Below are 24,609 nucleotides of genomic sequence, written 5' to 3' on the forward strand. Positions count from 1 at the left end.
GGCCCCGGCGCCCGTCAGGCGGAGGTGTGGCGCAGGAGCGCCGGGACGACCGCGTCCCAGGTACGGCGCGGAAGCTCGTTGCCCGTGCCCGGCAGGACGAGGAGCTCGGCGGACGGGATCTCGGCGGCCAGCGCCCGGCCGTTGCCCAGCGGGAAGAAGGGGTCGTCCTCCCCGTGGACGACGAGGGTCGGGGCGCTGATCCCGGGAAGGCGCTCGCGCCAGCGGTCGCCGGTGTCCAGGGCCGCGAAGACGGTCCCCATCTGGTTGGCCCGGTGCGCCTTGCCGGGGTCGGCCCCGGTCACCGTACAATCGAAGATCCGCTCGATGTTCGCGCGGGCCTCGGCCTCGTCGAAGGACGTGCCCGCCATGTGGCGGGCGTTCTCGACCTGGAAGGCGACCACCGACTCCCGGTCCGTCCAGTCGACCTGCGGGCGCTGCATGAAGCGGGCCATCAGCTCCGGGGCGTGGTCGGGCAGGTCGGGGTCGGCCGGCCCCGGGGCGGTGGGCCGGGTGGCGACGAGGGTCAGGGTGGCGACGCGGGACGGGTGGTCGAGGGCGAGGAGCTGGGCGATCCAGCCGCCGGCGCCGAACCCGGCGACGTGCGCGGACGGCAGGCCGAAGGCGTCGAGGACGCCGGCGGCGTCGGCGACGAGGTCGCGCAGGGTGTAGCGGGGCGCCTCGGGGTCGGCGGTCTCGGACCGGCCCGTGTCGCGCAGGTCGTAGCGGACGGCGAACCTGCGCGAGGCGGCGAGGCGCTCGCACAGGTCGTCCGGCCACGTGAGCATCGTGTTGCCGATCAGCAGGATCGGCGGGTCGGACGGGTCACCGAACGTCTCCGCGCACAGTTCCGCCCCGTTGGCCTTGATGAGGTTCTCCATGGTGGGGTGGACCGTGCGCGGAGCCGGAACTCATCGCTTCACGGCGTGTCCCTCTTGGCGGCGATGGCCTCCAGGGCGGCGGTGATGTTCGCCTCGGCGGCCGCCTTGTCGACGCCCGCGTCGGAGAGGGCGCCCGTGCCGTCCTCGAACTCCAGCAGGGCGAGGAGGATGTGCTCGGTGCCGACGTAGTTGTGGCCGAGGCGCAGAGCCTCGCGGAACGTCAGTTCGAGGGCCTTCTTGGCGTCCTGGCCGAAGGGGATGAGCTCGGGGAGCTCGCCCTCCGCCTCCGGCGGGAGCGCCGCCGTGGCGGCCTGCCGGAGGGTGTCCAGCAGGACGTCCTGGGCGAGGATCGCCTTGGCGGCGAGCGCCTCGGGCTCGGTGAGCAGGGCGAGGACGAGGTGGGCCGGGGTGATCTCGGCGTTGCCGGCGGCGCGGGCCTCGCTCATCGAGGCCACGACGACCTTGCGGGCGCGCTCGGTGTAGCGGGAGAAGCCCTGCGAGGGGTCGAGGTCGGGCTGCTCCCCCTTCGGGACGAAGCGCTTCTGCGCCGCCTGCTTGCTGACGCCCATGCTCTTGCCGATCTCCGTCCAGGACGCGCCGGAGCGGCGGGCCTGGTCGACGAAGTGGCCGATGAGGTGGTCGGCGACCTCGCCGAGGTGCTCGGCGGCGAGGACCGCGCTGGTCAGCTGTTCGAGGGCGTCGGTGTGGACCTTCTTGATGCCGTTGATCAGGTCGTCGAGGCGGACCTGGACGGGAGGCCGCTGGGATTCGGTCATGCGTCAACCATAGGTTGACGATCCTCGATCGTCAACCTTGGGTTGACGCTCACCAGCCGGCGGCCCCGGCGAAGGACGTCGGGGCCGGGTCGTAGCCGAGGGCCTCGCGGGCGGCGGTGGTGTCGAAGGTGCGCTCCAGGGCGAGATGGCTGATCGCGTAGCGGGTGAGGCGCGGCGGTTCCGGGCGGCGGGCCAGCAGGAACGCCCCCTCGGCAACGGCGGCCAGCGGGCGGGCGGCGCGGGCCGGGACGTACACCGGGCGCGCCCGCACGCCGCGCTCCCGCAGGATCGCGCGGAAGGCGTCGTCGATCGCGACCGGCTCCGCGTCGGCGACGTTGAAGACGCCAGAGGCCGAGGGTCCGGTCGCGGCCAGCACGCAGGCCTGGACGAGGTTCCCGACCGAGGTCAGGCTGACGCGCTGGCGGCCCGTCCCGACGGCGGGCAGGACCGGGCCCCGCACGGCCGACAGGACGCGCGGCAGGAGCGTCGTGTCGCCGGGCCCGTAGACCGCGTGGGGGCGCAGGATGATCGCGCCGACGCCCGCGGCGGCCCGTTCGGCGGCGGCCTTGGAGGCGCCGTAGGCGTTCATGTAGCGGCGCACCGGGGCCTCGTGCTCGCGCGCCATGGAGCTCGGCACGAACGGGTCGTACACGCTGGCCGTGCTGACGTGCACGAACCGCGCACCCGGGAAGCTCGCCAGGGCGTTGCGCGTGCCGGTCAGGTTGGCGGCGAAGAGGGCGGCGGCGGGCCCCCAGTCGGTGACGCTGCCCGCGCAGTGGACGACCGCGTCCACTGCGGGCGCGTCCGGAAGCGGGCCCCGCGTCAGGTCCCAGGCCCGGTAGGGCGCGCCGCCCACGTGGGCGGCGTTCACCGCCGGGCGGCGGCCGAACGCGAGCACGGCGGTCCCCGCGGACGCGAGCGCCCGGCACACCGCGCCGCCGACGAACCCGGACGCCCCGGTCACCGCGATCCTCACGGCGCCACCAGTTCGCGGAGCCGGTCCCGGTCGAGCTTGCGGGTGCGCCCCGACCGGGGCAGCTCATCCAGGACGACGATGCGGTCCGGGAGGGCGTCGTGGTCGATGACGTCCGGAAGGGTCCGGCGCAGCCGGTCGGGCAGGTCGCGGGGGCCGACCACCGCGAGGACGACCTCCTCGTCCCCGGTCCGCGGGTCCGGCACGCCCACGATGGCGGCCTCGGCCACGCCGGGCAGCGCGGCGATCGACGGTTCGTACAGGCCGGGGTAGAGGTTGAACTTCCCGCGGATCAGCATGTCCTTCTTGCGGCCGGTCAGGACGAGGCGGCCGCCGTCCAGCCGCGCGAGGTCGCCGGTCGGCAGCTCCGCGACGGGGTCCGCGCCGAGGTAGCCGCGGCACAGGTTGGGGCCGGACAGCAGCAGCTCCCCGTCGGCGCCGAGCCGGGCCCCGACCCCGGGCAGCGGCGCGCCGAGCAGGTCGCCGGGCCCGTCGTGCGCGAGCTTCTCCCGCGCCGACGCGATCGCCACGGGCAGGATCTCCGTCATCGCGTACACCGACAGGACCTCCGCGGCGGGGGCCGCCTCGACCGCCTGCCGGAGCACGGCCGGGGGCGCGGGCGCCGCGCCGAGCAGCACGTACCGGACGGACGGCGGCAGCTCGCGGCACGCGTCCAGGATCTCGGCCAGGTGGACCGGGACGCAGAACGTGTGCGTGGCCCGCCGCTCCCGCATCAGCCGCGCGAAGTCGGCCGGGGCGCAGAAGAGCGGCGGCATCGACCAGCGGGCGCCCGCGATGAGCGTCGGCAGGCCGAGCATGAGCTGGTCGGTGTGGACGACGTCCCCCGGCCCGAGGGGCAGCCGGGACCGGAAAAGGTCGAGCGCCGCCGCCAGCGACGCCTGCGTGTGGACGACCGCGCGGGGGTCCGCCGTCGTCCCCGACGTGAAGATGACGGCGGCGGGCGCGTCCGGGTCGGCCTCGCGGTCGGGCTCGGGGGCCTCGCCCCCAGCCAGGCGCGCGAAGGACAGCGCCCCCCGGGGCACGCCCGGCAGGCGGCGGCCCACGTGGAGGTGCCGCATCGGGCCCTCGCCCGGGATCTGCAGGTCGGCGAGGTTCGGCAGGAGCAGCCCGCGCCGCCGCGCGTACGCCCTGACGGGCCGGAGCCTGCTGCCCGCGTACAGCACCGACTCGGCCGCCGACCAGCGGGGACGGGCCAGCCGCAGCCGCGCGGTGAACATCTCCGGCCCGGCCCCCGGGTCGGCGAACACCACGACTCCCCCGGCCGCGACCACGCCCAGCGCGAGGACGAGCGACTCCGGCGAGGGGCGCACCGAGAACAGCACGCCGTCGCCCGGGGCGAGCCCGCCGGACAGCAGCCCGTGCCGGACGGCGAGCACCTGCCGCCGCAGGTCGCCGTAGGTGAGCTCCGCGCCGTCCCCGGAGATCAGGGCGACGGCGGACGGGGTCCGCGCCGCCTGGTCGAGAAGCCGCCGGACGAGCGTCATGCCGCCCTCCCTTCCGGGGAGCGCCCGGACCGGACGGCCAGGTGGCGGTACGTCGGGATCAGCACGTTCCGGGCGGCGGCGCGGCGCGTGACCGTGAGCGGCGCGGCGGCGAGCAGCGTCCGGGCGACCAGCCGGATCTGCGCCATGGCCAGCGGATACCCGATGCAGAAGTGCGGCCCGGCGCCGAACCACAGGCGGCGCAGCTCGGGCGGGTGCGGCCGGTCCAGGTCGAACGGGCCGTGGGCGCGGCAGCAGTTGTGCGTGGCGATCAGCACCCGGTCGCCGGGGCGGACCGCCGCGCCCCCGACCACGGCCGGGCGGTGCACGCTGCGCAGCATGACGGGCGTCGGCGTCGCGACCCGCATCGCCTCCTCCACGGCGCGGTCCAAGAGAGCGGGGTCGCCGGCGACGCGGTCGAGCTGCCCGTGGTCGGCGAGCAGGGCGATCAGACGCGGCAGCAGCGTGGCGACGGTCTCGGTGCCGGTCAGGAAGAACGCGCCGGCGGCGCCGCGCGCCTCGTCCCGCGACAGGCCGAGGGCCCGCATCCGCCCCATGACGGTGGACTCGTCCCCCGCCAGGTAGGACTTCGCCGCGATGTCGCCGAGCGGGTCGAGCACCGCGCGGGCGCGGCGGGCCTGGGACGGGGAGAGCCGCCGCGTGCGCAGCGACACCATCGACACGATCTTCTCTCCCTCGTCGAACAGGTCCCGGTAGGCGGCCTCGGTGCCGCCTTCGAGCCCGATCACCTCGCCGATCACGGTTCCGGCCATGACGCGCGCCGCGTCCACGAGGTCGACGGCCGCGCCGCGGCGCAGGCGGTCCGACAGCGCGGCCAGCGGCTCGGCCAGCACGCGGGCGCACAGCGCCTCGGTGTAGGAGGGGGTGAACAGGTCGGTCAGGCGGCGGCGGAGGGCGCGATGGGCGTCGCCCTCCATGTTGAGCAGGACGGACGGCCCGAGGACGGGCGTCCACAGCTCGCCGGGCGAGCCGGGGCCGTCCTTGCGGAACGTCTCGCCGTCCATGAGGACCTCGCGGGCCAGGGCGGAGTCGTTCACGACCACCCCGACCCCGGGCACGCGCACGACCGGCCCGCGCCGCGCGACGCCGCGCAGCAGGGGGTAGGCGACCGGATGGGCGGCCAGGTAGAGCCGCGTCTCCCAGTTCACCGGCCGTCCCCCGCGCTCAGCCGGATGTCCACGACGGCGGGGCGGTAGCGGTGGTCGGCGTACCAGCCGAGCGTTCTGACGAGCCCGAAGGCGCGGAGCCGGCGGACGGACCCGTAGACGACGACGTCCCTGCGCAGCCCGTAGGCGTCGGTCACGTAGCGGACGCGGTTGACCAGCGCGCGGTCCTCGTGGACGTCCTCGATGCGGGTGCGGGGGAAGCCGCCCGCCCGCGCGTACAGGTCGGCGGTGATCGCGAGGTTGCAGCCCGGCATCATCACGTACGGCCCGAGGTACAGCGGGTCCTGGTTGCCGGGACGGAACCGCCCGAACAGGGCGGCGAGGTCGATGACGGCGGGCAGCAGGCGGCGCTCCCAGAACTTCAGCGGGAACTCGTCGGTGCGCGGCAGCAGCGGTCCGGACACCATCTCCAGGCCCTCGGCGAACGCCCGCTTCACCGCCGCGACCCAGCCGCGGTGGGGCAGGCAGTCGGCGTCGGTGCGGGCGACGTGCGTGGCGCCCGCGCCGATCGCGTGGCGGACGCCGGTGTCGGCCGCGGCGCCCGTCCCCTTCTCCGGCTCGTGGACGATCCGGACGTCGAACGCCTCCGTGCCGGCGGCGAACTCCTTGACGGCGGTGGCGGTCGCGTCCGTGCTGCCGTTGTCGACCACGACGAGCGTGAAACCGGTGTCGGTCTGCGCGGCGAGGCGGCGCAGCGTCGCGCCGATCGAGCTCTCCTCGTTGTAGGCGGGGATGACGATCCACAGATTCATCGGCTCCGCGGGTCCGGGCTGGTTCATCGTCAGAGCTCCGCGAACACGACGCCGAGGCTGACGCCGCCGGCGAGCCCGATCAGCGCGATCCTGTCGCCGGGCCCGCAGCGCCCCTCGGCGAGCGCGGTGGCGATCTGCAGCGGGAGGCTCGCGGACGCGACGTTGCCGTGGTCGGGCAGCGTGACGACGAGCCGGTCGGGCGGGATGCCGAGGATCGCGCGCAGCGTCTCCAGGTACGGCAGCGTGACCTGGTGGACGCCGACGACCGCGAAGTCGTCCCAGGTCAGCCCGGTCTTGGTGAGCGCGGTGGTGAAGATCTCCGGACCGGTCGCCAGGAAGGCGTCCTTCAGCCGCCGCCCGTCCCCGCTGAAGTAGCCGAACTCGGGGTCGCGCGGGTGCATCGAGCCGCCGCCCGGGAGCGTCCCGACCTCCCACGCGGCGGAGACGGCGGCGAAGTCGCGGTAGAAGATCCCGCCGTCCGGGGCGGCCTCGACGAGCATCGCGGCGCCGCCGTCGGAGAGGGTGTAGCCGGCGAACGCGTCCACGAACTGCGCGCGGTCGCGCACGTTCCAGCGGATCGCGCGGGACGGGCTCTCGCCCGTGCAGACCAGGACGCGCTCGTGCTGCCCGGTGCGGATCAGCGCGTCGGCCATCTGGAGGCCGTTGAGGAAGCTGTTGCAGGCGTTCTTGACGTCGAAGACGGGGCAGGTCGCGCCGAGCTTGGCGGCGACGATGTGCGCGGTCGCGGGCTCCACGAGGTCCTGCGACGCCGACCCGAAGACCAGCAGGTCCAGTCGCTCCGGCTCGACCGCGCGGTCGGCGAGGGCACGGCGGGCCGCGGCGACGGCGAGGTCGGACGCCTGCTCGTCATCGCGCATGACGTGCCGGGCGCGGATGCCGGTCATCCGCTCCACGATCGTGGGGTGCGGCCGGTACCCGGCGCTCTCGGCCGCGACGCGGGCCTCGACCTCGGCGCTGCTGACCGTCCGGTCCGGCAGGTGCGCGGCGGCGGCGGTGATGCGGGCTCTCATGGGATCGGGTCCCCCGGTTCCTCGTGCTCGGTGTCCGGCCAGCCTCGCCGACCGCGGGCGCTCCCGGTCAGAGGAACCCTACGCATCCCGGACCGGGCGTTGTACCCGGTACGTCGTGAGTACTGCCACTTAGCCCGGTTTGAGGGATACCGCGTTTCCCTCCGGGTTCCCCGCCCGCCAGAATCGGCGGGTGACCAGCATGAGGACCGACCGGGCGGCGCGGTACGAGGCACGGCTGCTGTGGACGGCGAACCCCGGCCTGTACGCCCTCCTGGAGGCGGCGCGCCACACCGGCCCCATCACCCGCGTGCCGAGGCTCGGGTGGGTGGTGACCGACCCCGTCCTCGCGCGGCAGGTCCTCAACGACCACGCCCGCTTCGGCATGAACGGCGAGGGCGGCGTCGGCCACCTCTGGACGCAGCTCTTCGGGGACGAGATGGGGCGGTTCTTCGGCGGGGCGACGCACACCGAGGTCCGCACCCGCGCCCGGGACCTGTTCACCGAGGACGCCGCGCGGACCCTGGTGGAGCGTTCCCAGGGCCGGACCCACGCCGCGCTCGCCGCCCGCCTCGCCGCCGGAGCCGCCGTCGACGTCGCCGACGCGGCCCGCGTCCTGGCCGGACGCATGGTCGCCGACCTGCTGGGCCTGCCCGCGGACCGGGCCGACGCCGCCTACCGCGCGCTCTTCGCCTCCGGGGAGCGGCTCGCCCGGCTGGCGCTCGGCACGACCGCGTCCACCGGCCTGGACCCGGCGGTCGTCGCGCGGGCCCGCGCCGTCGTGGACGAGATCACCACGGGCGTCCCGCACGCCTACCGGACGGCGGGGCCGGACACCCTCCTCGGCCGCTGCCGCGAGATGGGCCTCGGCCTGCCGCTCGCCCGCGGCCTGGCGACCCTGCTGGTGATCGCCGGGACGGAGACCGGGGCGTCCGGGACCGTCCGCACCGCGGCCCTGCTGCACGACACCGGAGGGCAGCGGGCGCTGCTCGACGACCCGTCCCTCATGGACAACGCGGTGCGCGAGGGCCTGCGCGTCGCGGCCCCCGCGCCAGTGATCGGGCGGCACGTCTCCCGGGACGCCGCGCTCGGCGGGCGGCGGCTCCGCGCGGGCGACCGGGTCCTGCTGCTGACCTACCGGGCGACGGGCGCCGCCGGGCCGTTCGACGTCCGCCGCGCGTACGTGCCCGAGACGCGGCAGCTGTGGTTCGGCGGCGGGCGGCACCTGTGCCTCGGCGCCGCCGTCGCGCGCGTCCAGGTGGCCCGGATGCTGGAGACGCTGCTGGCCTCCGGCCGCCCGTACCGGGTCGCCTCCCGCCGCCCGGCCCGCCGCGTCCTCGTCCCGTCGTACGCCGAGCTGCGCGTGCGGTCCGCCTAGGGCCGGCGCCGCTCCGGAACGCTAGACCTCGGGGATCTCGGTCGGCGGGGCCTGCTTCCCCGGGGCGTTCGGGGTCGGGGCCGTCGGGGTCGGGGCGGGCGCCGGGGAATGCGTGATCGTCGGACCGACCGGCCGCGCCGGCCGCTCGTCGCGGGGGGCGGAGTTCCACCACCAGAGCGCGAAGGAGATCGCGAGCAGCACCAGCACGCCGCCGACCACCTGGAGCACCGCCGCCCGGGGGCTCGGCTCGCGGCCGCGGCGGCGCAGCGCGAAGCGCCCGCCGGCGGCCCGCCGCGACCGGCGCCGCTCGCGCCGGGACGGGGGACGGGCGCGCTCACGTGCGGACGGCTCGGTGAAGACGGCGCTCCTGACGAAGTCCTCGTCGAACACGGGCTCGTCGAAATCTGCGGCCATGGGACTCTCCGGCGCGGGGGGATCGTCGTGCGCCCAGGCTAGTAGACGCCGCCGACGCCCCCGCCGGGCGACCACCGGCGCGGCGGCGTGGGGACCGGTGCGGCGCCGGGTGCCGTGCGGCGCCGGATCCCTCTCACCGGGACCGGCCTTCCCCGGCAAAGTTAGAACACGTTACATTCGGAGGCGAATCGCGTTCTAGAAGGAGACCGCATGGGTACCCCGGTGATCGTCGAGGCGGTGCGCACGCCGCTCGGCAAGCGTGGCGGATGGCTCGCGGGCCTGAAGCCGATGGCCGTCCTCGCGCACGCCCTGAACGCCGCCGTCGAGCGCTCCGGCATCGACGCCGCCGAGGTGGAGCAGGTCTTCGCGGGCTGCGTCACGCAGGCCGGCGAGCAGGGCGGGCACGTCGGCCGCTACTCCTGGCTGTACGCCGGCCTTCCGTGGCAGGCGGGCGTCACCACCATCGACGCCCAGTGCGGCTCCTCCCAGCAGGGCGTCCACCTGGCCGCGTCCCAGATCGCCGCCGGGGTCGTGGACGTCGCGATCGGCTGCGGCGTCGAGGTGATGAGCCGCGCCCCGCTCGGCAGCAACGTCATGCCCGCCAACCCGCGGCCCGACGACTGGTCGCTCGACATGCCGAACCAGTTCGAGGCCGCCGAGCGGATCGCCGCCCGCCGCGGCATCACCCGCGCCGACCTCGACGCGTTCGGCGCCCGCTCCCAGCAGCTGGCCGCCAAGGCGTGGGCGGACGGCCGCTTCGACCGCGAGATCGCCCCGATCACCGCGCCCGTCCTGGACGCCGAGGGCGGCGTCACCGGCGAGACGCGCGAGGTCACCCGCGACCAGGGCCTGCGCGAGACGACCGCCGACGGGCTCGCCAGGCTCAAGCCGGTCCTCGGTCCCGAGGGCCTGCACACGGCGGGCACCTCGTCCCAGATCTCCGACGGCGCCGCCGCCGTCCTGCTGATGTCGGAGGACAGGGCCCGGGCCCTCGGCCTGCGCCCGCGCGCCCGCATCCGCACGCAGGCCCTCGTCGGCGGCGAGCCGTACTACCACCTCGACGGCCCCGTGCAGTCGACCGAGCGGGTCCTGCGGCGCTCCGGCATGACCATGGGCGACATCGACATCACCGAGATCAACGAGGCGTTCGCGTCGATCGTGCTGTCCTGGGCGTCCGTCCACGAGCCGGACATGGACCGGGTCAACGTCAACGGCGGCGCCATCGCCCTCGGCCACCCCGTGGGCGCCACCGGCGCGCGGCTGATCACCACCGCGCTGCACGAGCTGGAGCGCCGCGACGCCGGGACCGCCCTGGTCACGATGTGCGCGGGCGGCGCCCTGTCCACCGCGACGATCCTCGAACGGATCTGACCGGCAGGCATCCCGGAGAGCAGGACAGGGCAGGACTCAGGGCCCCGGCCGCCGCGGCCGGGGCCTTCGAACCATGACAGGCGCGAAAGGCGGTCTCGGTGCAGCCGGAACCTGAGGACCTCGGCGGCGGGCTGTGGAGCGTCCCCGTCCCCATCCCGAACAACCCCCTGTCGTACACGCTGGTGTACGCGGTGGAGAGTCCCCGGGGCCCCGTCCTGATCGACGCGGGCTGGCAGCACGAGGACGCCTGGACGGCCCTGCGCGACGGGCTCGGCACGTTCGGGATCGACGTCGCCGACGTGTACGGCGTGGTCGTCACGCACTTCCACCCCGACCACGCGGGCCTCGCCGGGCGCGTCCGCGAGACGTCCGGCGCGTGGATCGCCATGCACCACTCCGACGCCGGGATCGTCCGGCTGTTCAACGAGGTCGGCCAGGGCGGGCGCCGCTCGTTCGAGCTCACCGCGCTGCGCCGCGCGGGCGCGGCCGAGTCGGATCTGACCGGGCCGACCCAGCAGACCCGCGTCTCGCCGCCCGCGATCCCCGACCGCGAGCTGTCCGACGGCGACCTGGTGGACGTCCCCGGCCGCCGGCTCCAGGCCGTCTGGACCCCCGGGCACACGCCCGGCCACATCTGCCTGCATCTGGAGGACGGCGACCGCATCTTCACCGGCGACCACGTCCTGCCGCGCATCACCCCGCACATCGGCCTCTACCCCTACGACACCCCGGACGTGGACCCGCTGAGCGACTTCCTCGGCTCGCTCGACAAGGTCTCCGCCATGGCCGTGGCCGAGGTCCTGCCCGCCCACCAGCACCGCTTCCGCGGGCTCGGGGACCGCGCCCGCGAGATCATCGCCCACCACGAGGAGCGGCTCGCGGAGGTGGCGGCGCTGCTGTCGCCGCGCCCCGTCACGCTGTGGGACCTCACCGCCGGCCTCACCTGGCGGCACCCGTGGTCCGAGATGGCCCAGCAGGCCCGCCGCATGGCCGCCGCCGAGGCCGCCGCCCATCTGCGCACCCTGGAGACCCGCGGCGTGGCCCGCCGCGACGGCGCCGACGACCCCCTCCGGTACGTGCTGCGCTGACGTCCCCGATCCGCCGCCCGGTGTCGTCCGGGGACGTTAGTCTGCCCGCCGATGATCTCGGGAGGGGATGGGCGGATGCGGGCGATGCCGGGGCAGGACGAGGACGAGGACGAGCTGCGCGGCGCGGTGGCGCTCGCGGCGGACGAGCCGGAGGAGGCACGCGCGCGTGTCCTGCGGACCGGCGGGCGGCAGCCCGCGGCCTCCCTGCCGGACTACTTCTCGGCCGCGGCGCTGGCGTTCGCGCGAGCGGGCCACGCCGAGCAGGCCGCGTTCTACCTGGGCAGGTCCGGCGAGGCCGAGGAGGCGAACGCGCGGCTGCTCGACCTGGCGCCCGACACGGCCCGGGCGCAGCGGGTGCTGGTGGAGCTGGTCCCCCTGGGCGCGGTCACCGCGTCGGCGCTGCACGGCCATCTGAAGCGGCTCGCGCGGCACGACGACGCGGCGGCGGCCCACGCCTGGGCGCGGGAGGCGGTGTGCGCATTCTTCGACGCGGGCGTCGTCCCGTACCCGAACGTCGTCGCGGACCTGCTTCCGGTGGCGCGGGCGGCGGGCGTGGGCGAGGCGGACGAGACCGACTTCGTCGCCGAGCGGCTGCTGCGCGGAGGGCTGCTGCCCCGGGCGCCGCTGCCGCTGTGGGAGGCCCTGGACGCGGCGCTGCGGCGCCTCGCGGAGACGCCCGAGCTGCTCGACCTGCTGATCGGGGCGGGGCCCGACGGCGAGTTGTACGCCGATCCCGGTCCGCGCGCCGAACACCACCGCCGCTGGCTGCTGCTGCTCGGGCTGGTCGGGGCCGGGCGGCGGCTGCCGCGTGACTGGTTCGCCGCCGCCGGACCGCAGCCCGCGAGCGAGCTGATGCGCCTGGCCGCGGACGCGGGCGACCGGCTGTTCCCCGCGCCGGGCCGGTGGTTCGACCCGGCCGCCGACCCGGTCGTCGGACGTCCCGCACCAGACCCCCTCGCCTTCACCCGCACGAAGGTCCAGGCTCCGCACTGGACCGGCGAGGACGACGCCCTCCCCCGGTTCCTCGCGCAGTTCGACGAAGGCGCCCCGAACGCGCGGGAGCGGCTGGACGCCTGCGTGCGGGAGCTCGGCCGGTACGACAACGTCGACTACCCGTCCCTGATGCGGGCGCTGTGGGCGCGGGGGACGGTCCGCCGCGCCCTCTCCGAGGACGTCGCGCGGTGGCGGGAGGAGGGCGCGGCGGGCGACCTCCTCGGCCTGGAGGTCGCGCTGCCCCGGCTGGCGCCGCTGGCGGAGGCCGCGGCCGGAACCCCGGCCGCCGGAGCCCTGGCCGGCCTGGAGATCACCGATCCGGTCGGCGCGCTGTGGCGCGCGCTGCGGGCCGGGCTCCCCGAGGAACTGCGGTTCCCGGCCGTCGAGGGCTCGCCCGTCACCGTCGTCCTGCACGACGATCTGCTCACGCTCGGCGTCGCGGGAAAGCGCGTCGAGGTCCTCGGGCCCGCCGGGCCGGTCCATCGCGCCGACCTCCCCCACAGCACCGGCACCTACCCGTGGTACGACGGCGCCGACTGCTACGTCTCGCGGCTGAACGGGAACCGCGCGGAGACCTACCGCGCACCCGACCCCGGACGGCTGGAGGTGCCCGCCGACGGGCAGTGGCGGTGGCCGCGGAGCCCCGCGGCGGTCGCCCTGACGTTCCCGGGCGCGACCGCGCCGACGCAGGTCATCCTGGACTGGGGGCTCCTGCGCCTGGTCGACGGCGCGGGCCGGACGACCCTCAGGATCCGGTACTCCCCGGCCCAGCGCGGCGACGCGGTCATGCCCCCGCCCGGCTTCTGGCCCCACCTGCCGGCCGTGGACCCCGAGGGCTCGGCGGCGCTGCGCGGCCTCACCCGCGACGGCGCGGTCCGCCTGGTGGACGCCGCCCTCGTCCACCGGCGGGAGCTGGACGCCGAGCTCGGCCGCGTCCTCCCCGGAATCACCGACGCCCGGCTGCTGGAAGGCGTGGCGGAGCTGGTGGTGCGGGCCGCCGCGTGCCTGCTCGACGTGCTCCGCGTGCGGGACGCGCTCCGCCTGGCCCCGCCGGAGGGCCTGCCGGAGCGGATCCGCCCCGTCGGCGGCCTGCGGGCCGGGCGGCTGGGCTACCGCCGGCCGGCCGTCCGGTACCTCGCCGAGGTCCTCGTGGAGGCCGCCGAGACCGGGCCCGCCTACGACACGCCCCATCCGCTCGGCCGCATCGACCTGCCCACCGGCGCGCGGGGCGTGTACTTCGCGTTCGGGACGCTCGGCGGAGAGGCCCTGCTGGCCGCGCTGCCGTGGCGGGCCGCGTACCAGCGGGCCAAGGCCGCGGACCTGCTGGGCGCGTGGGGCGGCACGCCCTGGGGCGACGGCAGCGGCCGGTGGCGGCGGCTGTGGTTCGGCGCGCAGGCCACGCAGGACCCCGAGGGGCAGATCTGGCGGACGCCGAACGGCGCGATGGTGGTGCTCTCCTGGCAGGCCCGTCCGCACAAGGAGTCCTACGCCGTCGAGTACTCGCCGGACGGCGTCTTCCGCGACTTCACCTTCCCCGGCTGGCACCACCGGAATCCGCCCAAGCCGCAGGGCTGGGGCGGGGCGGACCGCATCGCGCGGTACCTGCGCCTGCTGGACGAGCGGGGCCCGGCCCCCTACGACGTGGCGGCCGTGCGGCGCCTGGCCGAGGGCACGGGGCTGCCGGTCTCCGCGGCCGCGTCCGCCGCCTACGGCTACCCGTTCACGGTCGGGCGCGAGAAGGAACTGGCCCGGCTCCCCGCGGACGTCGCCGCGCTCTACGCCGATCCCGAGACGGGCGAGCACGCCCGGGACACCTGGTCGTGGCAGCGCGACGAGGCGCTACGGCAGCCCCTGATGCCCGCGAACCCGGAGGACCTCTGGGTCACGGGCCTGGACGTGGACGCGGCCGTCGCGTGGTGGGACGCCGGGGGGCGCGAACTGGGGCTGTGATCCTCCGTTCCGGGTGCGACGCAGATCACTCTCACCGGCGGGACTCTTGATGAGACTGGAGTCTCATGTTAGAACCTGTTCTAGGTAAGTGCAGCAAGCAAGCGCTCACTGTGGCCTGCTCGCCTCGTGTGGTCTCCACCCCGGCACGAAGGATCCTCCATGGCACTCGCGACGTCCCCCCTCTCCGCCGCCCGGCCCTTCCGGGCACCCGAGATCGACATCATCGATCCGGGCGTCTACGAGCGCGGGGGGATCCCGCACCGCCAGTTCCAGTGGCTGCGCGACAACGACCCCGTCCACTGGCACCCGGATCCGAACGACGGGGTGCCGGGCTTCTGGGCCATCACGCGGCACGAGGACGTGGTGTCGGTGTCGCGGCGCGCCGACCCGTACTCCTCGCACGAGCGCACCTCGATGTTCGAGGAGTTCTCCAGCGACGACATCGCCATGTACGGGCAGATGATGCTCTTCCAGGACCCGCCGGACCACACCCGGCTGCGCTCCATGGTCAACAAGGGCTTCACCCCGCGGATGATCGGGCGGCTGGAGGGGCACATCCGCAAGATCTGCAACGAGCTGATCGACGAGGCGGCGCCGCTCGGCGAGTGCGACTTCGTCGAGCGGTTCGCCGCGCCGCTGCCGCTCTACACGATCTGCGAGCTGCTCGGCGCCCCGATGGAGGACCGGGAGAAGATCTTCCACTGGTCGAACAAGCTCGTCGCGTTCAACGACCCCGAGTTCATCGGGGGCCGCGAGGAGTCGACCCTGTGCGCCGCCGAGTTCGCCGAGTGGGGCGGGCAGCTCGCCGCCGCGCGCGAGTCCACGCCGCGCGACGACATCGTGACCAAGCTGCTGACGCCCGACGCCGACGGCAACCGGATCAGCCTGGAGGAGTTCCAGCTGTTCGTGATCATGCTGTCGATCGCGGGCAACGAGACCACCCGGACCGCCACCGCGGGCGGCATGATCGCCTTCTTCGAGCGGCCGGACCAGTGGGCCCGGCTGCGGGAGGACCGGAGCCTGCTGCCGACGGCGGTCGAGGAGATCGTCCGCTGGGTCAGCCCGATCAACCAGTTCCGCCGGACGGCCCTGGTCGACACCGAGATCGGCGGCAAGCAGATCAAGGCCGGCGACAAGGTCGTGATGTTCTACGGCTCCGCGAACCGCGACGAGCGCGCCTTCGACAACCCGTTCGCCTTCGACGTGGCGCGCGACCCGAACCCCCACATCGGCTTCGGCGGCGGCGGCCCGCACTACTGCCTCGGCACGCACCTCGCGCGCATGAACCTGCGGATCATCTTCGAGACGATCCTGGAGCGCATGCCCGACATCCGGCTCGCGGGCGAGCCGCGGCGCCTGCGGTCCAACTTCGTCAACGGCTACAAGGAGATCCCGGTGCGTTTCACGCCATCGGCCCCGCTGGGAGGTTGACGGCGCCCATCACTCCGGACGAGGAGGTTCGAGGCGATGACCACCACCCCCGACATCGAACTGGTCGACCCCGGCGCGTACGAGCACAGCGGCGTCCCGCACGGGCAGCTGGCATGGCTGCGCGAGCACGAGCCGGTGTACCGCCACCACGGCGACCCGGCCCTCGGCCACCCGCCGTTCTGGGCGGTCACCCGGCACGAGGACGTCGTGCACGTCTCGCGGCACCCGGAGCTCTTCTCGTCGTGGCAGCGGCTGGCGCTGTTCCACGAGACGCCGGACGACCAGCTCGTCCTGCAGCGGATGATGATGCTCAACCAGGACCCGCCGGAGCACTCGCGCAAGCGGAGCATCGTCAACCGGGGGTTCACCCCGCGCGCGATCGGCGCCCTGGAGCAGCACATCCGGGACATCTGCCGACGCCTCGTGGCCGAGACCGCCGAGCGCGGGCCGGAGGCCGACTTCGTCCGCGACCTGGCGGCGCCGCTGCCGCTCTACGTGATCTGCGAGCTGCTCGGCGCCCCGCCCGAGGACCGGGAGAAGATCTTCCACTGGTCGAACACGCTGATCGGCGGCGACGACCCCGACTTCCAGCGCACGCCGGAGGAGGGCCAGCAGGCGGCGACCGAGCTGTACGCCTACGCCAACGAGCTGGCGGCGGCCCGGAGGGAGAACCCGCGCGAGGACATCGTCACCCGGCTGCTCCAGCCGGACGCCGACGGCGAGGTGCTGACCGGGGACGAGTTCGAGCTGTTCGTGCTGCTGCTGTCGGTCGCCGGGAACGAGACGACCCGGAACGCGGCCTCCGGCGGCATGCTCGCGCTCCTGGAGCACCCGGAGCAGTGGGAGCGGATGAGGGCCGACCCGTCGCTGGTCCGGACGGCGGCGGACGAGATCGTCCGCTGGGTCACCCCGGTCAACATGTTCCGGCGCACGGCCGTCCGGGACACCGAGATCGGCGGCCGGGCGATCGCCGAGGGCGACAAGGTCGTGGTGTTCTACTCCTCGGCCAACCGCGACGAGGCGGTGTTCGACGACCCGTACCGCTTCGACGTGGGCCGGGACCCGAACCCCCATCTGGGCTTCGGCGGCGGCGGACCGCACTTCTGCCTGGGCTCCCATCTCGCCCGGCTTGAGCTGAGTGTGCTCTTCGGAACACTCTTGGACACCATGCCCAATATTGAACTCAACGGTAACGTTCGCAGGCTAAGGTCTAGTTTCATCAACGGCGTAAAGGAGATGCCGGTACGGGTGCGTCCGGCGTCCCTCGACTGACGGGAGTGGTGCGTGGGCAGGGGATGGCGTGGGTGAGGCAGGCGAGACGAGCGGTCCGCTGCGGGTGGCCCTGCTCTCGTACCGCAGCAAGCCGCACTGCGGCGGCCAGGGCGTCTACCTCCGGCACCTGACCCGGGAACTGGTCGACCTCGGGCACGCCGTGGAGGTCGTCTCCGGCCAGCCGTACCCGGAGCTCGACCGCGAGGAGATCACCCTCACCAAGCTGCCGAGCCTGGACCTGTACCGGGACGAGGACCCGTTCCGCACCCCGGCCCTCGGCGAGTTCCGCGACTGGCTGGACGTCCTGGAGTTCGCGCACATGAAGACCGGCGGCTTCCCCGAGCCGCTGACCTTCAGCCTGCGCGCGCTGCGGCTGCTGCGCGAGCGCCGCCGCGACTTCGACGTCGTGCACGACAACCAGGTCCTCGGCGTCGGCAACCTCGGCATCTCCCGGCTGGGGCTGCCGCTGGTGACCAGCATCCACCACCCGATCAGCGTCGACCGGCGGATCGAGATCGAGGCCGCCCGCGGCCTCAAGCAGAAGCTCGGCAAGCGCCGCTGGTACGGGTTCGTCGGGATGCAGTCGCAGGTCTCGCGGCGCATCGGGCCCGTGCTGACGGTGTCGGAGTCCTCCAAGGTCGACATCGTCAAGGACTTCAAGGTCGACCCGCGCGACATCGAGATCCTGCCGCTCGGCGTCGACACCCGGATCTTCCACCCGCGCGGCGAGCGCGTCCCCGGCCGGATCGTGGCGATGGCCAGCGCCGACGCGCCGATCAAGGGCGTGGACGTGCTGCTGCGCGCGGTCGCCAAGGTCGCGACCGAGCGCGACGTCCACGTGGTCGTGGTCAGCCGGCCGCAGAAGGACGGCCCGACCGAGCGGCTCGTGCGCGAGCTCGCGCTCGGCGAGCGGGTCCGGTTCGTCAGCGGCATCAGCGACGGCGAGCTGGGCGAGCTGCTGGCGTCCGCGGAGACCGCCGTCGTGCCGTCGCGCTACGAGGGGTTCTCGCTGCCCGCCGTCGAGCACATGGCGTCCGGGACGCCGCTCGTGGCGAGCCGCGCCGGCGCCCTGCCCGAGGTCGTGGGCGACGCCGGGATCCTCGTCGCGCCGGGTGACGTGGAGGAACTGGCCGCGACCCTGCACCGCCTGCACGACTCCCCCGAGGAGCGTGCGCGGATGGGAGCCGCCGGCCTCGCGCGCGTCCAGGAGCGGTTCGCCTGGCCCGCCGTGGCGCAGGCCACCGTGGAGCACTACCGGGCCGCCATCACCCAGCAGAACTACCGGCGCCTAGCCGCGCGCAAGGGCAAGTGAGGGAGCGTCCCGCGGACGCCCTCTGATCGGAAGGAGCACGACCCTGCTGACCGTGGATTTCCAGCGGTTCCGCGTCTCCCCTGGAGACCGCGTCCTCGACATGGGATGCGGCGCCGGACGGCACGCCTTCGAGCTGTACCGACGGGGTGCGCACGTCGTGGCCTTCGACCAGGACGCCGGCGAGCTGTCCGGCGTCGACAAGATGTTCGGGGCGATGCGCCTCGAAGGCCAGGTGCCCGAGGACGCGACCGCCGAGACCGTGCAGGGCGACGCGCTGGACCTGCCGTTCCCCGACGACCACTTCGACGCGATCGTCGCGTCGGAGGTGCTGGAGCACATCCCCGACGACATGCGGGCGATGCGCGAGCTGCTGCGCGTCCTCAGGCCGGGCGGCAGGCTCGCCGTGACGGTGCCGAGCTGGCTGCCCGAGCGGGTCTGCTGGGCCCTGTCGGAGGACTACCACACCGCCCCCGGCGGGCACGTGCGGATCTACACCCGCGCGGAGCTGGAGGCCAAGCTGAAGTCGGTCGGCTTCCGGGTCGGCGGCCACCACCACGCGCACGGGCTGCACGCCCCCTACTGGTGGATCAAGTGCGCGGTGGGGGTGGACAACGACGGCAACCCGCTGGCCAAGGCCTACCACCAGCTCCTCGTCTGGGACATCATGAAGCGGCCGCTCGCCACCCGGCTGGCCGAGCGCGTCATGAACCCGCTGATCGGCAAGAGCGTCGTCGTCTACTTCGCCAAGCCCGCCGCGCCGGACGCGCCGGCGGCCCCGGCCCGGGAGACGGCGGATGCGGTCTGAGACCGCCCCGCCCTCGGTTCCCGGAGTCCTGACCGCGGACGACGTCGTCGCCACGGCGCGGAGCATCGCGGCGCAGCAGGAGGCGTCCGGCGCGATCCCGTGGTTCTCGCCGACGCACGGGGTCCCCGGCCACGTGGACGCCTGGAACCACGTCGAGGCGGCGATGGCGCTGTCGGCCGCCGGGCTCGGCGCCGAGGCCAGGCGGGCCTACGAGTGGCTGCGCGGCGTCCAGCGCCCGGACGGGTCGTGGCCCGCGAAATGGGTGCTGGGCGAGGTCACCGAGCCGGGCGGGGAGTCCAACCACGCCGCCTACGTCGCGGTCGGCGTCTGGCACGAGCTGCTGACCACCGGGGACGAGGACTTCGCCCGGCGCATGTGGCCGGCGGTCCGGCGGGCGATCGACTTCACGCTCGGGCTGCAGACCGGGCGCGGCGAGATCATCTGGATCCGGCACGAGGGCGGCGAGCCGTCCGACCACGCGCTGCTGACCGGCTGCTCGTCGATCTACCAGTCGCTGCGCTGCGCGGTCGCGCTGGCCGAGCGGCTCGGCGAGCACCAGCCGGACTGGGAGCTCGCCGCCGACCAGCTCGGGCACGTGGTCGCCGCGCATCCGGAGGCGTTCGCCGACAAGAGCCGCTGGTCGATGGACTGGTACTACCCGGTGCTCGGCGGCCCCGTGCGCGGCGCGGACGCGGCGCGCCGCTTCGACGAGGCCTGGGACACCTTCGTGGTGCCGGGCCTCGGCTGCCGCTGCGTGTCCGACCAGCCGTGGGTGACGGCGGCGGAGAGCTGCGAGCTGGTGCTGGCGCTGGACGCCTCGGGCGACCGCGACCGCGCGCTGGAGCTGTTCACCACCGTCCAGCACCTCCGGCACGAGGACGGCTCGTACTGGACGGGCTGGCAGTTCGAGAACGAGCGGCACTTCCCGGGGGACCGTTCCACCTACACGGCGGCGGCGGTGATCCTGGCGGCGGACGCGCTGGCGGACGCCTCCCCCGGCTCCCGGCTCTTCAAGGAGATCGCGGGACGGCCCCTCGGCCCGTCCGAGGCGTCCGACCCCCTGGCGTGCGGCTGCGCGCTCGTCGCGGCCGCCCACCGCGCCTGACCGGGCTCCCCCGGCCGCCCGCCCGGGCCGGGCGGCCGGGAACGCCGGTCAGGCGGGCGTGAGCGGGTCGGCGTCGCTGACGCGCTCCAGGACGCGCAGCGAGCCCTCCGCCCGGCGCTCCTCGAAGGCGCCGCTCGCCAGCGCCCGCAGGTAGAGCTCGTAGGGCGGCCGTCCGCCTTCGCGGGGGTCGGGGAAGACGTCGTGGATCACCAGGGCCCCGCCGACGGCGACGTGCGGCGTCCAGCCCTCGTAGTCGCCCTGCGCGTGCTCCTCGGCGTGGCCTCCGTCGATGAACAGCAGCGCCAGCGGCGTCCGCCAGAACGCCGAGACGGTGCGGGACTGCCCGACGATGGCGACGACCTCGTCCTCCAGCCCGGCGGCGGCCATCGTCTTGCGGAACTTGGGCAGGGTGTCCATCCGGCCGGTGCTCGGGTCGACCAGGGACGGGTCGTGGTGCTCCCAGCCCGCCTGGTTCTCCTCCGAGCCGTGGTGGTGGTCGACGGTGACCAGGACGGTTCCCGCCGCCCTGGCCGCGGTCCCCAGGTACACGGCGGACTTGCCGCAGTAGGTGCCGACCTCCAGCATGGGCCCGGTCCCGGCCAGGCGGCCGCCGTACTCCAGCCCCGTCTCGTACAGCGCGAGGCCCTCGCCGTCCGGCATGAAGCCCCGGGCGCTGCGCGCGGCGCGCAGCAGTTCGGCGGGCATCGGCGCCGCCGAGGGCGGTGCGCCTTCGCTGGTCGTCCCCGGTGCGGTGGACGCCTTGGTGTGGGTCATGATCTCCTCCGTCCGGGCACCATATCCGACATCGCCGGGATGAGACGCGAGTCTCACGCGGAGTCTTGCCGGAGCAGACTGGAACGTGTTCTACTTTCGAGGTGAGCCACCCGTTTCCGAACGTTATTCGGTAGGTTGACGGGTGAGTCCCCCGAACGGAGCAGAGCGATGAGAGTACGAGTCGACCCTCTGGTGTGCGAGGCGAACGCCGTGTGCGTCGGGCTCGCACCCGAGGTCTTCGACCTCAACGACGACGACGAGCTGCGGATCCTGCGGCCGGACGTCCCGCCCGAGGAGCAGGACCGCGTCCGCCACGCGGTGCGGTCGTGCCCGAAGGCCGCCCTGGCGCTGGAGGAGTAGCCGGCGGCTGCCCCCGGTCCCCGTTCACCCACCCCAGACGGCAACAGCTCAGGCACAGTGGAGGCAGCCATGGCACGCGCCGCGGTACTGCATGCGGTCGGCGACAGGGAACTCGACCTGCGCGACGACGTCTCGACGATCGATCCGGGTCCCGACCAGGTCAAGGTCAAGATCAAGGCGACCGGGGTCTGCCACTCGGACCTGTCCACCATGACCGGCGTGCTGCCGTCCGCGATGCCGACGGTCATCGGCCACGAGGGCGCGGGCGTCGTGGCGGAGGTCGGCGACCGGGTGACCGGCGTCCGGCCGGGCGACCACGTCGTCGTCAACTGGACGCCCGACTGCGGCGAGTGCGCCGAGTGCCTGCGCGGCGAGCCGTACCTGTGCATGACCTACCTCGCGCAGTCGTTCTCCGAGCCCGGTTTCACGCTCGGCGACGGCAGCCCCGCGTTCGGCATGGCGGGCACCGGCACCTGGGCCGAGGAGATCGTGCTCCCCCGGCGCGGGGTGATCAAGATCGCGGAGGACATCCCGTTCGAGTACGCGGCCCTGCTCGGCTGCGGCATCCCCACCGGCGTCGGCGCCGTCATCAACACGGCCAAGGTCACGCCGGGCTCCACGGTGGCGGTGGTCGGCGCGGGCGGCGTGGGGCTCTCCGTCATCCAGGGCGCCAAGATCGCGGGCGCGTCGACCATCCTGGCGATCGACCCGAACGAGGCCAAGCACCCCATCGCCAAGCAGTTCGGCGCGACCCACACCGCCACCCTGGACGACCTGGAGCAGACCAAGGGGCTCCTCACCGGCGGCGCGGGCTTCGACTACACCTTCGAGGTCGTCGGGAAGTCCGCGGCGATCACCACGGCGTGGAACACGACCCGGCGCGGCGGCGACGTCATCGTGGTGGGCGCGGGCGCCGCCGACGACGAGTGGAGCCAGACGGCGTTCGCGCTGCTGTTCGACGGCAAGAGCCTGAAGCCGTCCCTCTACGGCGGCTGCGACCTCAAGCGCGACATCCCCCTGTTCGTCGACCTCTGGCGCGCCGGGAAGCTCGACATCGACAGCCTCATCTCCCGCCGGATCGGCTTCGAGGACCTGAACGACGCCGTCCGCGCCCTCACCAACGGCGAAGTCATCCGCCAGGTAGTCCTGTTCGACTGATCCCCCCAAGACCGCGGCGTGCCATCCCGCAACCGCGCCCATCCGGGACGGCACGCCGCAGGGTTCCGGACGCGTATCATCCTTGTCTGTTCGGGTCGGGCGGCGAGTCGTCATGGAGCGCGGTTGGTGCACGGTCTGCGGAGGCTCCCGGCCACGGCGGCGATCACGGCGGTGCTCACGGGCTCCGTCACGCTCGCCCTCCTCCCGGCTTCCGCCGCGCACGCCGCTCCGCGGGCCGTCCGCATCCACGACATCCAGGGCGCGGCGCACATATCGCCGCTGAACGGGGCCGCGGTCGCCCGGGTCCCGGGGGTCGTGACGGCGGTGACCTCCAACGGCTTCTGGATGCAGGACCCGCGTCCCGACAGGAGCGCCGCGACGTCCGAGGGCGTCTTCGTCTTCACCCGGGACCGGCCGCGTGCGGCGGCCGGCGATGCGGTCCGGGTCGACGGCCGGGTCAGCGAGTTCCGGCCGGACGGGGGCGCGTCCGGCGGGCTGACCCGCACGGAGATCGACGCCACCGCGACCACGGTCGACGCGCACGGGACGCCCCCGCCGCCCGCCCTCGTGCTCGGCGCCGGCGGGCTCAGGCCGCCGGGCGTGATCGACCACGGGCTGGGGAACGTGGAGCGCGGCGGCGCGTTCGACCCCCGCCGCGACGCCCTGGACTTCTACGAGGCCCTCGAAGGCATGCGGATCGAGCTCCGCGACGCCGTCGCGGCCGGTCCGTCCCGCTTCGGCGAGCTGCCCGTGCTGCCCTCCGGGGGCGCCGGCGCCGGGCCGCGGACGGCGCGCGGCGGCGTCCTGCTGCGCGACGGCGACGCCAACCCCGAGCGCGTCATCCTCGACGACGCGCTCGCCCCGCTGCCCGGCATGGACGTCGGCGACCGGCTGCCCGGCGCGAACACCGGGGTCCTCGACTACTCCTACGCCGACTACAAGCTGCTGCTCACCGCGACGCCGAGGCGCGCCCCCGGCGGGCTCGCCCGCGAGGCGACCCGGCCGCAGCGCCCCGGCGAGCTCGCCGTCGCCACCGCCGGGCTGGACGGGCTCGACCCCGACGCCCCGGCCGCGCGCTTCGAGGCCGCCGCGCGCGACATCGTGGACGGCCTGCGCTCCCCCGACCTCGTCGCGGTGAGCGGCCTCGGCGACAACAGCGGCCCCGACGACGACGGCACCGTCGCCGACGACCAGAGCGTCGCGCAGCTGGTCACGGCGATCAGCGCGGCGGGCGGCCCCGCCTACGACTGGCGCTCGGTCGAGCCGCGCGACAACGCCGACGGCGGGCGCAAGGGGACCAACGAGCGGGTGGGGTTCCTGTTCCGCACCGACCGCGGCCTCTCGTTCGTCGACCGCCCGGCGCTGGCCGACCCCGTCCCCGACGCCCCGCCCGCACGGCCCGACCCGGCCGTCACGCCGGTCCGGGCCGTCCCGCGCGGCGGCGCGGCGGGGCTCACGCTGAGCCCCGGCCGGATCGCGCCGGGCGACGCCGCGTGGGCCGGCGCCCGCAAGCCGATCGCCGGGGAGGTGACCTGGCGGGGGCGCCGCATCATCGTCGTCGCGAACCAGTGGTTCCCCCGCACCGGCGACGACCAGCCGCTGTTCGGGCGCCGCCAGCCGCCCTCCCAGCCCACCCAGTGGCGCCGGGACGCGCAGGCCCGCGTGGTCGCGGGCTTCGTGAACTCCGTCCGGAAGGCCGACGCCCGGGCCCGCGTGATCGTGGCGGGCGACCTCGGCGACCGCGGGACCTCCGCCCCGGTCCGCACCCTCGCCCAGGGCGCGGGACTCGCCGACCTGCCCGCCGAACTGCCCGCGGGCGACCGCTACACGGCGGTGACCGGCGGCAACGCCGAGGACCTCGACCACATCCTGCTGAGCCCGTCGCTGCGCGCGAACCGGCACGAGTTCGACGTGGTGCACCGCAGCGCGGAGTTCGCCGACCGCGCCGGCGACCGCGATCCCACGGTCGTCCGCATCGCGGTGACCGGCCGGTAGAGGCCCCCGGGCGGGCGGCCGATAGGGTCTCCGAATTTGGGAGATGCCGAAAGTAGCGTCACGGTTAGGTCCGGAATACCTCCGGGGTTTTTCTCCTGACCGGCGGG

Annotated in this window: 21 protein-coding genes; 12 read left to right on the top strand and 9 right to left on the bottom strand. The window is 74.7% G+C overall.

Annotation, left to right across the window (positions count from 1 at the left end; translation table 11 throughout):
• Positions 1 to 14: 14 nt before the first annotated feature.
• Genes AB0C87_RS00290 through AB0C87_RS00320 form a run of 7 tightly spaced genes read right to left on the bottom strand, consistent with a single transcriptional unit; the run spans position 15 to position 7,099 of the window.
• On the bottom strand, positions 15 to 878 hold the full coding sequence (locus AB0C87_RS00290; protein ID WP_360575811.1) for an alpha/beta hydrolase: 864 nt from the start codon (positions 876 to 878) through the stop codon (positions 15 to 17).
• A gap of 38 nt (positions 879 to 916) precedes the next feature.
• On the bottom strand, positions 917 to 1,654 hold the full coding sequence (locus AB0C87_RS00295) for a Clp protease N-terminal domain-containing protein (RefSeq protein WP_345183981.1): 738 nt from the start codon (positions 1,652 to 1,654) through the stop codon (positions 917 to 919).
• Positions 1,655 to 1,703: 49 nt separating this feature from the next.
• Entirely contained in the window at positions 1,704 to 2,630 is a 927-nt protein-coding gene (locus tag AB0C87_RS00300) for an NAD(P)-dependent oxidoreductase (RefSeq protein WP_360575814.1), read from the bottom strand.
• Positions 2,627 to 4,132: an AMP-binding protein gene (locus AB0C87_RS00305; protein ID WP_353834583.1), complete on the bottom strand. Its 1,506-nt coding sequence runs from the start codon at positions 4,130 to 4,132 to the stop codon at positions 2,627 to 2,629. Before AB0C87_RS00305 ends, AB0C87_RS00300 begins: the two co-directional genes overlap by 4 nt.
• Positions 4,129 to 5,298 carry a cytochrome P450 gene (locus AB0C87_RS00310; RefSeq protein WP_345183975.1) on the bottom strand — a complete coding sequence of 390 codons (1,170 nt, stop codon included), beginning with the start codon at positions 5,296 to 5,298 and terminating at the stop codon, positions 4,129 to 4,131. Before AB0C87_RS00310 ends, AB0C87_RS00305 begins: the two co-directional genes overlap by 4 nt.
• A complete protein-coding gene (locus AB0C87_RS00315; RefSeq protein ID WP_345183972.1) occupies positions 5,295 to 6,095 on the bottom strand; it encodes a glycosyltransferase family A protein in 801 nt (266 codons plus the stop codon). The genes AB0C87_RS00310 and AB0C87_RS00315 overlap by 4 nt, the downstream gene beginning before the upstream one ends.
• 2 nt (positions 6,096 to 6,097) lie before the next feature.
• Positions 6,098 to 7,099, bottom strand: a complete 1,002-nt coding sequence (locus AB0C87_RS00320) for a ketoacyl-ACP synthase III (protein WP_345183970.1) — start codon at positions 7,097 to 7,099, stop codon at positions 6,098 to 6,100.
• A gap of 199 nt (positions 7,100 to 7,298) precedes the next feature.
• On the opposite strand from AB0C87_RS00320, the gene AB0C87_RS00325 reads away from it, so the two are divergent.
• Positions 7,299 to 8,474 carry a cytochrome P450 gene (locus AB0C87_RS00325; RefSeq protein WP_345184099.1) on the top strand — a complete coding sequence of 392 codons (1,176 nt, stop codon included), beginning with the start codon at positions 7,299 to 7,301 and terminating at the stop codon, positions 8,472 to 8,474.
• A 21-nt stretch (positions 8,475 to 8,495) separates the two neighbouring features.
• Here AB0C87_RS00325 and AB0C87_RS00330 read toward each other — a convergent pair whose 3' ends face one another.
• Entirely contained in the window at positions 8,496 to 8,888 is a 393-nt protein-coding gene (locus AB0C87_RS00330) for a hypothetical protein (RefSeq protein ID WP_360575817.1), read from the bottom strand.
• A gap of 210 nt (positions 8,889 to 9,098) precedes the next feature.
• On the opposite strand from AB0C87_RS00330, the gene AB0C87_RS00335 reads away from it, so the two are divergent.
• From AB0C87_RS00335 to AB0C87_RS00370, 8 genes are all read left to right on the top strand, one after another.
• Positions 9,099 to 10,259: a steroid 3-ketoacyl-CoA thiolase gene (locus AB0C87_RS00335; protein WP_360575820.1), complete on the top strand. Its 1,161-nt coding sequence runs from the start codon at positions 9,099 to 9,101 to the stop codon at positions 10,257 to 10,259.
• 98 nt (positions 10,260 to 10,357) lie between these two features.
• A complete protein-coding gene (locus AB0C87_RS00340) occupies positions 10,358 to 11,347 on the top strand; it encodes an MBL fold metallo-hydrolase (RefSeq protein WP_345186389.1) in 990 nt (329 codons plus the stop codon).
• Positions 11,348 to 11,422: 75 nt separating this feature from the next.
• Complete coding sequence (locus AB0C87_RS00345) at positions 11,423 to 14,290, top strand: hypothetical protein (protein WP_360575822.1); 2,868 nt, start codon at positions 11,423 to 11,425, stop codon at positions 14,288 to 14,290.
• 159 nt (positions 14,291 to 14,449) lie between these two features.
• The gene (locus AB0C87_RS00350) at positions 14,450 to 15,721 is read left to right on the top strand and encodes a cytochrome P450 (RefSeq protein ID WP_345186382.1); all 1,272 of its coding nucleotides are present in this window, start codon (positions 14,450 to 14,452) and stop codon (positions 15,719 to 15,721) included.
• Positions 15,722 to 15,757: 36 nt separating this feature from the next.
• Complete coding sequence (locus tag AB0C87_RS00355; protein ID WP_353835178.1) at positions 15,758 to 16,993, top strand: cytochrome P450; 1,236 nt, start codon at positions 15,758 to 15,760, stop codon at positions 16,991 to 16,993.
• A gap of 28 nt (positions 16,994 to 17,021) precedes the next feature.
• Positions 17,022 to 18,305 carry a glycosyltransferase family 4 protein gene (locus tag AB0C87_RS00360; protein ID WP_360358364.1) on the top strand — a complete coding sequence of 428 codons (1,284 nt, stop codon included), beginning with the start codon at positions 17,022 to 17,024 and terminating at the stop codon, positions 18,303 to 18,305.
• A gap of 43 nt (positions 18,306 to 18,348) precedes the next feature.
• Positions 18,349 to 19,110, top strand: a complete 762-nt coding sequence (locus AB0C87_RS00365; protein WP_345186402.1) for a methyltransferase domain-containing protein — start codon at positions 18,349 to 18,351, stop codon at positions 19,108 to 19,110.
• Positions 19,100 to 20,215, top strand: a complete 1,116-nt coding sequence (locus AB0C87_RS00370; protein ID WP_345186356.1) for a prenyltransferase — start codon at positions 19,100 to 19,102, stop codon at positions 20,213 to 20,215. The genes AB0C87_RS00365 and AB0C87_RS00370 overlap by 11 nt, the downstream gene beginning before the upstream one ends.
• A gap of 48 nt (positions 20,216 to 20,263) precedes the next feature.
• Here the strand turns inward: AB0C87_RS00370 and AB0C87_RS00375 are convergent, their stop codons facing one another.
• The gene (locus AB0C87_RS00375; protein WP_345186399.1) at positions 20,264 to 20,920 is read right to left on the bottom strand and encodes a class I SAM-dependent methyltransferase; all 657 of its coding nucleotides are present in this window, start codon (positions 20,918 to 20,920) and stop codon (positions 20,264 to 20,266) included.
• A gap of 237 nt (positions 20,921 to 21,157) precedes the next feature.
• Here AB0C87_RS00375 and AB0C87_RS00380 point away from each other — a divergent pair, with 237 nt between their 5' ends.
• The 3 genes from AB0C87_RS00380 to AB0C87_RS00390 all read left to right on the top strand — a co-directional run bounded on the left by AB0C87_RS00380 (position 21,158) and on the right by AB0C87_RS00390 (position 24,502).
• Positions 21,158 to 21,349 carry a ferredoxin gene (locus tag AB0C87_RS00380; RefSeq protein WP_345186353.1) on the top strand — a complete coding sequence of 64 codons (192 nt, stop codon included), beginning with the start codon at positions 21,158 to 21,160 and terminating at the stop codon, positions 21,347 to 21,349.
• Positions 21,350 to 21,418: 69 nt separating this feature from the next.
• Complete coding sequence (locus AB0C87_RS00385) at positions 21,419 to 22,507, top strand: Zn-dependent alcohol dehydrogenase (protein WP_360575825.1); 1,089 nt, start codon at positions 21,419 to 21,421, stop codon at positions 22,505 to 22,507.
• Between the two features lie 126 nt (positions 22,508 to 22,633).
• Positions 22,634 to 24,502, top strand: a complete 1,869-nt coding sequence (locus AB0C87_RS00390; protein WP_360575827.1) for an endonuclease/exonuclease/phosphatase — start codon at positions 22,634 to 22,636, stop codon at positions 24,500 to 24,502.
• Positions 24,503 to 24,609 lie beyond the last annotated feature (107 nt).

It is taken from the genome of Actinomadura sp. NPDC048021 (assembly GCF_040653135.1).
GTDB classification, from domain to species: domain Bacteria; phylum Actinomycetota; class Actinomycetes; order Streptosporangiales; family Streptosporangiaceae; genus Spirillospora; species Spirillospora verrucosospora.

Coding starts and splice junctions, on each gene's coding strand:
- AB0C87_RS00370 (WP_345186356.1), top strand. CDS start 19,100: ATGCGGTCTGAGACCGCCCCGCCCTCGGTTCCCGGAGTCCTGACCGCG.
- AB0C87_RS00290 (WP_360575811.1), bottom strand. CDS start 878: ATGGAGAACCTCATCAAGGCCAACGGGGCGGAACTGTGCGCGGAGACG.
- AB0C87_RS00295 (WP_345183981.1), bottom strand. CDS start 1,654: ATGACCGAATCCCAGCGGCCTCCCGTCCAGGTCCGCCTCGACGACCTG.
- AB0C87_RS00330 (WP_360575817.1), bottom strand. CDS start 8,888: ATGGCCGCAGATTTCGACGAGCCCGTGTTCGACGAGGACTTCGTCAGG.
- AB0C87_RS00325 (WP_345184099.1), top strand. CDS start 7,299: ATGAGGACCGACCGGGCGGCGCGGTACGAGGCACGGCTGCTGTGGACG.
- AB0C87_RS00305 (WP_353834583.1), bottom strand. CDS start 4,132: ATGACGCTCGTCCGGCGGCTTCTCGACCAGGCGGCGCGGACCCCGTCC.
- AB0C87_RS00375 (WP_345186399.1), bottom strand. CDS start 20,920: ATGCCCGCCGAACTGCTGCGCGCCGCGCGCAGCGCCCGGGGCTTCATG.
- AB0C87_RS00380 (WP_345186353.1), top strand. CDS start 21,158: ATGAGAGTACGAGTCGACCCTCTGGTGTGCGAGGCGAACGCCGTGTGC.
- AB0C87_RS00320 (WP_345183970.1), bottom strand. CDS start 7,099: ATGAGAGCCCGCATCACCGCCGCCGCCGCGCACCTGCCGGACCGGACG.
- AB0C87_RS00345 (WP_360575822.1), top strand. CDS start 11,423: ATGCGGGCGATGCCGGGGCAGGACGAGGACGAGGACGAGCTGCGCGGC.
- AB0C87_RS00385 (WP_360575825.1), top strand. CDS start 21,419: ATGGCACGCGCCGCGGTACTGCATGCGGTCGGCGACAGGGAACTCGAC.
- AB0C87_RS00315 (WP_345183972.1), bottom strand. CDS start 6,095: ATGAACCAGCCCGGACCCGCGGAGCCGATGAATCTGTGGATCGTCATC.
- AB0C87_RS00355 (WP_353835178.1), top strand. CDS start 15,758: ATGACCACCACCCCCGACATCGAACTGGTCGACCCCGGCGCGTACGAG.
- AB0C87_RS00335 (WP_360575820.1), top strand. CDS start 9,099: ATGGGTACCCCGGTGATCGTCGAGGCGGTGCGCACGCCGCTCGGCAAG.
- AB0C87_RS00350 (WP_345186382.1), top strand. CDS start 14,450: ATGGCACTCGCGACGTCCCCCCTCTCCGCCGCCCGGCCCTTCCGGGCA.